The organism is Bacteroides intestinalis (assembly GCF_003464595.1).
GTDB classification, from domain to species: Bacteria; Bacteroidota; Bacteroidia; order Bacteroidales; family Bacteroidaceae; genus Bacteroides; species Bacteroides intestinalis_A.
Genome location: NZ_QRZF01000041.1, coordinates 1 through 7,104, shown reverse-complemented (window position 1 = coordinate 7,104; position 7,104 = coordinate 1). Strand labels below are relative to the sequence as shown.

8 protein-coding genes are annotated in these 7,104 nt (G+C 41.8%); 5 read left to right on the top strand and 3 right to left on the bottom strand.

Going from position 1 to position 7,104, the window contains the following annotated elements; translation table 11 throughout:
- Positions 1-83: 83 nt before the first annotated feature.
- On the top strand, positions 84-1,319 hold the full coding sequence (locus DWW10_RS25380; protein WP_022393420.1) for a histidine-type phosphatase: 1,236 nt from the start codon (positions 84-86) through the stop codon (positions 1,317-1,319).
- Positions 1,320-1,337: 18 nt separating this feature from the next.
- Here DWW10_RS25380 and DWW10_RS25375 read toward each other — a convergent pair whose 3' ends face one another.
- The 3 genes from DWW10_RS25375 to DWW10_RS25365 form a co-directional block, all read right to left on the bottom strand.
- Positions 1,338-1,946, bottom strand: coding sequence for an HU family DNA-binding protein (locus tag DWW10_RS25375; RefSeq protein WP_022393419.1), 609 nt, complete (start codon positions 1,944-1,946; stop codon positions 1,338-1,340).
- Between the two features lie 327 nt (positions 1,947-2,273).
- Positions 2,274-2,699 (bottom strand): HEPN domain-containing protein, encoded by a 426-nt coding sequence (locus tag DWW10_RS25370; protein ID WP_022393418.1) that lies wholly within the window; start codon positions 2,697-2,699, stop codon positions 2,274-2,276.
- On the bottom strand, positions 2,696-3,007 hold the full coding sequence (locus DWW10_RS25365) for a nucleotidyltransferase domain-containing protein (RefSeq protein WP_022393417.1): 312 nt from the start codon (positions 3,005-3,007) through the stop codon (positions 2,696-2,698). Before DWW10_RS25365 ends, DWW10_RS25370 begins: the two co-directional genes overlap by 4 nt.
- Before the next feature lie 231 nt (positions 3,008-3,238).
- Here DWW10_RS25365 and DWW10_RS25360 point away from each other — a divergent pair, with 231 nt between their 5' ends.
- The 4 genes from DWW10_RS25360 (at position 3,239) to DWW10_RS25345 (ending at position 6,784) form a co-directional block, all read left to right on the top strand.
- Positions 3,239-5,086, top strand: a complete 1,848-nt coding sequence (locus tag DWW10_RS25360) for an RHS repeat domain-containing protein (protein WP_118487404.1) — start codon at positions 3,239-3,241, stop codon at positions 5,084-5,086.
- Positions 5,083-5,940, top strand: a complete 858-nt coding sequence (locus DWW10_RS25355; RefSeq protein ID WP_118487402.1) for an RHS repeat-associated core domain-containing protein — start codon at positions 5,083-5,085, stop codon at positions 5,938-5,940. Before DWW10_RS25360 ends, DWW10_RS25355 begins: the two co-directional genes overlap by 4 nt.
- Position 5,941: 1 nt before the next feature.
- Positions 5,942-6,259, top strand: coding sequence for a hypothetical protein (locus tag DWW10_RS25350; RefSeq protein WP_118222945.1), 318 nt, complete (start codon positions 5,942-5,944; stop codon positions 6,257-6,259).
- Between the two features lie 192 nt (positions 6,260-6,451).
- Complete coding sequence (locus tag DWW10_RS25345) at positions 6,452-6,784, top strand: hypothetical protein (RefSeq protein WP_118422452.1); 333 nt, start codon at positions 6,452-6,454, stop codon at positions 6,782-6,784.
- Positions 6,785-7,104: the final 320 nt, after the last annotated feature.

The following is a 7,104-nucleotide window of genomic DNA, read 5'->3' as shown; positions in this document are numbered from 1 at the left end:
GCTAATATACTAAAAATATTAGGTGTGTTTGCGGAGAATCAGATAAAGGAATAAAAGAGTGATAACTTAAATTCTTTACGAAGATGAGACAAAGCATAATTTTTATATTGTATTTACTGTGTACTTTCACCGCTCGTTCCCAGTCCGTATTGACGCCGGAGCAGGCAGGAAGTATTTATTATGCTTATCCTGCCCCTACATCTGTCCATACCCCTGCTCCGGCGGGATATGAGCCTTTCTATATCAGTCACTACGGTCGTCATGGCTCCCGTTGGATGACGGCGGATGAACGTTATACGGAAGTCATCTGTGTTTTTGATTCCCTTTATCAATGTTCTGAGCTTACTCCTCTTGGCATGGATGTACGTCAGCGTTTGCACAAGGTTTGGGAAGATGCCCGCGGATGTAGTGGAAGTATTACTCCCCTTGGCGAACGTCAACATCGTGAGATAGCTGAACGCATGTATCACAATTTCCCGCAAGTATTCCGGGAAGATGCTTTTATAGACGCCCGTTCGTCCACTTCTCTGCGTTGTGCTATGAGCATGAGCTATTTTACGGAACGCTTGAAAGAACTGAATCCTGCCTTGCATGTGGAGCGTAGGGCTTACCATCGGTATATGGATTATATAGCTTACACTTCTCCTGAAGGTGAGAAGTTTTCTTCAGAGAAAGCTCCATGGAGACGTGGGTTCAGGGAATTTGAAAAGAAGAACGTTCGTACCGGGCGCATGATGGCTTCCCTGTTTGTGAAACCTGATGCGATAACTGATCCGGATGCCATGATGCGCAGCCTCTATTGGATTGCTGCCGATATGCAGAATGTAGAGTTGGATTTGTCCTTCTATGATATCTTTGAATATGAGGAGTTGGTAGGTATTTGGAAGACGGTGAATGCCCGCATGTACGTGTGTAATGCTGCTGCTCCGCTCAATGGCGGTCTGATGCCTCGCTGTGCTGTGCCTTTGTTGCGCAATATTCTGGAAAGTGCGGATGTTGCTATAAAGAAAGGCACTCCTGCGGCAGATCTTCGTTTCGGGCATGATACCCACCTCATCCGTCTGCTTGCTTTGATGCAAATAGAAGGATGTAGCAATCAGGAGACGGATATGGAAAAATTCCATCTTGCCTGGCAAGATTATCGGGTCTCTCCTATGGGAGCCAATCTACAATTAATTTTCTATCGCGATAAGAAGAGTGATATACTGGTGAAGCTGTTGCTGAATGAGAATGAAGTGGAGTTGCCGTTGAAGAATAAAACTGCTCCTTATTATTCATGGAAGGACGTTAAAACTTTTCTGGCGGAAATACTAGAATAGTCAATTCAGCTCCTGTTACTACTGCTGCACCTTTCCGTAAACCACCTGTTTTCCCGCTCCGTAGCGTATCAAAAGCCCGTCGGCAATAAAGCCATTCAGTTCTTTCAGGGCAAGTTTCTTGTCGCATCCCGTCAGTCGGCAGTAGTCGGCGCGGGTGAGGCAAGGGTACTTTGCCAGATGACTGTTTATTATTTCCAGACATTTCTCTGTATCGCGTTCTTCTCTGTTGGGACGGGTAAAGGATTCACCGCGTTCCGGTTTCATTTTCCAATGCACCTCTTTCTTGAACCGGCTGTTCGGGCGGTAATTGATGTTTTTTAATTTGATGGATTGTGCATGCACGTCCTTTTTCTTCATTGCAGGAGGTCCCTGCAGGGATACGGAGAAGTAACCCATCTCTCCCATTTCCACAATCCACCCGTCGGCAAGTAAATCTCTCAATTCATCTTGGAAAGACTGCATGGCACCTGCGAGCAGGCTGCGGCTCAAACCTGTGAATTTGTGAACGCGGTCCAGAAATTCTTCCCGGCCGATGGTTCCCTTGAAAACTACGCGGGGATGAAGCGGTTGTTGCTCGCCGGTCTGCTGTATGTCGGGCGTTTCGTAAAGGTCATATTTTAAGCTCATAATTATAATTGTTTTATATAGGCATTCCGATTCATCCTGCTGCCTGTAGGGATATGGTTCATTCGTTACTTTTATTTCGTTCTACTACAGTATACCTTTCGTTCCACTATAGTGGTTCGCAAGGTGTACTATAGTGTCTTTTGCGGACTACTTAAGTGGAATGAATCTGTATTAGGCAACAAAGGTAATAAGATTAGGTAGAAAAAGAAATAAAAAAGGGAATACTTCTGCATTATCCGTAAGCCTTGACCTCACTGAATTCTTTCTGACTTTCGATCTGAGATAGAATCGAATTATAATTGTTCTATTCTCAGAAATGACAGATACCTATTGGCCGGGTTTGTCTTTTTTTTCTCTTGTCAAAGCTTCAACAGCAAGGATGAAAGCTTCAGCTCGAGGACGCAGTAAATCTACTAATGGGGCATCGCAATAGGCAAAATCGCTGTAGTCACTGCTATGTCTTTTGTCAAAAAGCAAACCGAAAGTAGTACTGTGTTCTAAATTGAGGCGATTGTTACGAACAAAGTGCATGGAAAGCTGTGTTTTCACGCCATTGTGAGTACTGGCTTCTATTTGATGGCTTAACAGAAGGGCGGTAGTAGCATAGTAACAAGCATAATATAAGCGATTAACAGCGGCATTGAAATATCCGCCACCATATAGTAAATCTGCTTCTCCAAGGGTGCTGTGTGCACGTTCCAAACGGTAATCAACCATTGCGGCACGTGTTTCGGAATCAAGTTGCTGTTTCATAATGCTATACCTTCCCTAGTTACATTTATGGTAAATGGGCTGATAAGTTGTTCCCATACACGACGAAGAACGACAAGTGCATTAATAGCTACTCCGGTTTGGGCTTCCAATTCAGAGAGAGGGCGGCGAAGTTCAAGTTCTCTTTCGGGAGTAAGTTCTTCCTGATCATCAAGTAAAATAAGTAGGTCAATGTCTGAATCGGGACGTGCGTCTCCACGGGCCTCCGAGCCATAGACAATGGTCTGGGCTGTAGGGGCAATGCTCCGCATAGCTTCTGCGATGTGGTGGAGGATATCGGGGCGTTTCATCTTTTGTTAAACTCCTTTCTGCTTTTAGCAACAGCACAAAGATAATAATTGTTTTTATAACAGCAATGTTCCGGATGGAAGAAAGCACTGCTTTCGATCAACAGATAGTTTTCTTTTTTTCTTTCTGATTTATTGATGTAAATAAATCAGATTATGTTAATCCCTCATTGATATGCACTTGTGTACTTTCTAAAGATTAATATCTAAAACTATTCTTTTTCTCACGAACAAGTGCCTACGGAATATCGATATTCTTGGACAAACCATGCTTTAACGGGAATTGCTGCAAGTTTGTATCGGCAACAGAAACTTTATGATGGAGTATTATCCTCTGAGGTAACAGTGGATTGTTACGGGCGTATATCACTACAAAGCGAATTGCAACCGGGCAATAAGTGGAAGCATTTACGCAGCATTTACAATGCATCAGGTCTGCTGACAAAAGAGGAAACGTTGTGTGGCAACGGTACTTTGAGCCTGCTTGCCACCGTAGATTATACTTACGACGGTTACCAACGTCTGACACAGGAAGACCATCATTCGGCAGACGGAACTACTTTGAATAAACAGGTTTATCATACTTACAACAAACAGACCGAAACGCACCGTACTGTGACGGACAAAGAGAGTACGGAAACCTTCGTATATGACGCTCAATGGAATATTGTGTCGCAGAGCGACGCCACAGGCACCACGACTTATACTTATGATGCAGCCGGTCGTGTGGTAAAGGTAAGTTCGCCCGGCTATCCGGTGACCTCTACCTATAACACTTATGGCTTGTGTATCAGTGTCAGCAACACTGCTTCGGGTACTACGACTTATACGTATAATGGTTTTGATGAACTGGCTACGAAGAGAGATGCGAATGATAACGTTACGACTTATACTTATGATTTGGCGGGGCGTCTTGTCAGTGTGGCAGATGGAGAACGTACGTTGTCTTATACCTATAATAATAAAGGGCAATTGATAAATAACGGGGTCTCCGGTCATCAATCTGCTTATACCTATACGACTGCAGGATTATTACAGAAAGAAGTGAAGACAATTAAGGATCAGGCACTCACTAAAAGTTATACCTACGACAGTAAAGGACGTTTGCTTACATATACCAGTCCGTCGGGTCTTGTGCAGAAATTTGGTTATGATGCTTCTCATAATCTTATTTCCATCACTGACAATGCAACTTCCGTCAAATTGTGGGAAGCTAAAAGTTATAATGATCAGGGATTGTTGACCAGCGATGTGAATTGCGGAAATAAACAAACTACTTATACTTATGATCAGTTAGGAAAGTATAAAGGTATCAGTAACTCTCTGGCTACTTTCAGTTATCAATACAACCGAGGTGGCTTGCTGACGCAACGCATCGAAAAGTTCGGTGGTAGCGGGCTTACTGAAACTTTTGCCTATGATGCGGAAGGATGTCTGCTAAGTTCTACTCTTTCGGGAAAGACTCCGGTTACTGTGTCTTACAATAGTGGACGTACCATTAAGGCAAAGTCGGATATCGGAAGTTATAGTTACAATGCATCAGGTGCTCCTCTATCGGCAATAACTCCGATATCAGGATACTCGTCTGCTCTTCAACAGGTAAATTACTATAAGAATAATCTCCCTTCTGCGATAGTACACACCGGTTGTACCCGCGAGTATGAATATGGAGCCGACAATTTACGCGATTATAGTGCACTGACTGTTTCTTCTTCCACGCTTCCTTTTGCCGCAGGTAAACGTTACTATTTTGATGATTTTGAGCGAAATATTAACACAGGAAATGGTGCTGTTTCCGATTTAGATTATATCTTTGCCGATGGACGTTTGGTTGCTTTAGTCCGTACTTCAAGTGGTAGTAAAACCTGCTACGGGGTGTTGACCGATCGTCTGGGTTCTTTGATGTCGCTTTACACCAGTGGAGGTATTGTTCAGAAGTTTTCTTATGATGCCTGGGGTAATCGTCGTGATCCGCTGACAGGTGTTGTGTTGAGTAGTTCGGAACTTGCTTCTGCCAACAGCATCACCAGTTATGGGTATACTGTCACGAGCATATCGACGAGTTCGGGCTTATCAATATGAATGCCCGTATTTACGATCCTAAGATAGGTATGTTTATTAGTGTTGACCCGCAAGCGGGCAGCTACCCGGGTACGTATCCTTATACTTATTGCGGAGGTGATCCGGTGAACAGGGTTGATCCGACGGGGGAAGATTGGTATGAAGACCAAAATGGTAACTTATATTGGCAGGAAGGAGACAAAGATTTAGATGGTTATTCCCGTCTTGGTGCTAGTGTTTCTTTCCCGTGGGGTGAGGGTCGTTATTTTAATGCCTATCAGAATGCGGGAATCATAGCCAATCAGGCAGTCAAGGCTTTTGATTTGATATATATCAGTCACAAGTTACAGAATCAATTCTTGGGTAAAGACAGTCCTTTATCGGAAATGTCTAAGTCTGAATTGAGTAATGCACTCAGAAGCCGCTCGATGGATGCTATTGCACGGCCGATAGGAGAAGCGATAGTCGAAATAGGTGCTTGGCAATTGGGAGGAGCTTTGTTGAGTGATGCCATAGCTTGGGGGGGTAAAGGATTTTCTCAATTTTTAGGAAAGAGTGCATCTGCGGTTGTAGTTCGAGGGATTTCTACTGGTACAAGCCTTTGGCCGGCTGCAAGCAATGGTAGGACTATTATTAATGGTATAGAATACACTAGTCATGCCTTAGAGAGAATGCAACCGGTAGGCACTGTTTTTGATGGAGTGAAATTAGGTAGTCGTGGCATACCTCCTTCTGCTGTAGAAAATGCGATTAAATATGGGAATGTGACACCTGGTAGAACTATTAACGAAGTAGTACGAACCTTTGAAAACGTTCAAGTAGTTACTAATCCACAAGGTACACGTGTTATAACAGTAGTAAAATTGGGACATTGATATGTTAAATGAACATCAATTAAGGCTTTTATGCCATATGTTTAAGTTTATAGAACTTTATCGTAATGGTATTTTTCGATATTCTGATCTTGTTAATGGGCTGGAAAGCGTTTTAGATGCGGGAGATTTTCAAAATGAGTCCTTTGTAAGAGAGTGGTATGCTTATTGGTTACCATTAGAAATATTGAATGCGACGCAAGGCGATAATACTACTGTGAAAGATGCTGATGTGTACTTGCATGATATGGAGTCTTTTTTGAAAACCTTTTTTCACTCAGAAGAGGATATTTTAAACTGTCTTGATGATTTAAAATTGTAATTTGCTAATCAGGTTGTTAACATGAATTATCTCTGCCTCTTACAATGAAACGGTAGAGGCAGGGATTATTTATTTCCTCGTGCAATGAGTATGGCACCGCCCTGGACAGAATATGCTAGTTAGAGATTATGTAAAAACATTGAGTTATAATGAACAATATAAATTTGGAGTAGAAACATTAAAAAGATTTGGATGGAAACCTTAGAAAAAATAAAAGTTGATTTTGAAAAATTTGCAATAGAACAGAGTTGTGCTTTTGCAGAAGGAGAAGGTAAGAAGGCTAATCGCTTTCATAAAAAAATACAGTTATTACATAAACAAGCTAAAGAACTTGATTGCATAAATGTTTTTGAGTCATTCTTAGATAATAAAAATGAGAATGTTATGCTGTGGGCTTCTATCTTCTGTTTGGAAATATCCCCTAAATTAGCTTGGAAAAATTTAGTGAACTTATCTCATTCTTCAGAACCTATAATAAGTTTGTCTGCAAAAGCAACTCTTGATTCTTTAAGAAAAGGTCGATAGATTTTGCTATGTTGGAAAAATGTTCATCCAGCCAAGATATATAATCTAACTGAATTGGATATTAGAATTTTAAATCTGCTAATCTTCGTTCAATCGGATATGTTATCCGACTGTTTTGAATATTCGGATTTTTAATCCGCCCATTTGAAATATCCCTGTCTCTTACTGTAAAATATCAGTATAGGCAGGGATTATTTATTCACCGTACATAAATATGGTACCGACCACTTACGCCATTATAGTACACTTATTATTTCTTCTTCCACGCTTCCGTTTGCCGCAGGTAAACGTTACTATTTTGATGATTTTGAGCGAAATAT

What these genes read in the sequence shown, in the direction of transcription:
- DWW10_RS25380 (WP_022393420.1), top strand. Translation starts at nt 84, where the DNA reads ATGAGACAAAGCATAATTTTTATATTGTATTTACTGTGTACTTTCACC.
- DWW10_RS25375 (WP_022393419.1), bottom strand. Translation starts at nt 1,946, where the DNA reads ATGAGCTTAAAATATGACCTTTACGAAACGCCCGACATACAGCAGACC.
- DWW10_RS25370 (WP_022393418.1), bottom strand. Translation starts at nt 2,699, where the DNA reads ATGAAACAGCAACTTGATTCCGAAACACGTGCCGCAATGGTTGATTAC.
- DWW10_RS25365 (WP_022393417.1), bottom strand. Translation starts at nt 3,007, where the DNA reads ATGAAACGCCCCGATATCCTCCACCACATCGCAGAAGCTATGCGGAGC.
- DWW10_RS25355 (WP_118487402.1), top strand. Translation starts at nt 5,083, where the DNA reads ATGAATGCCCGTATTTACGATCCTAAGATAGGTATGTTTATTAGTGTT.
- DWW10_RS25350 (WP_118222945.1), top strand. Translation starts at nt 5,942, where the DNA reads ATGTTAAATGAACATCAATTAAGGCTTTTATGCCATATGTTTAAGTTT.
- DWW10_RS25345 (WP_118422452.1), top strand. Translation starts at nt 6,452, where the DNA reads ATGGAAACCTTAGAAAAAATAAAAGTTGATTTTGAAAAATTTGCAATA.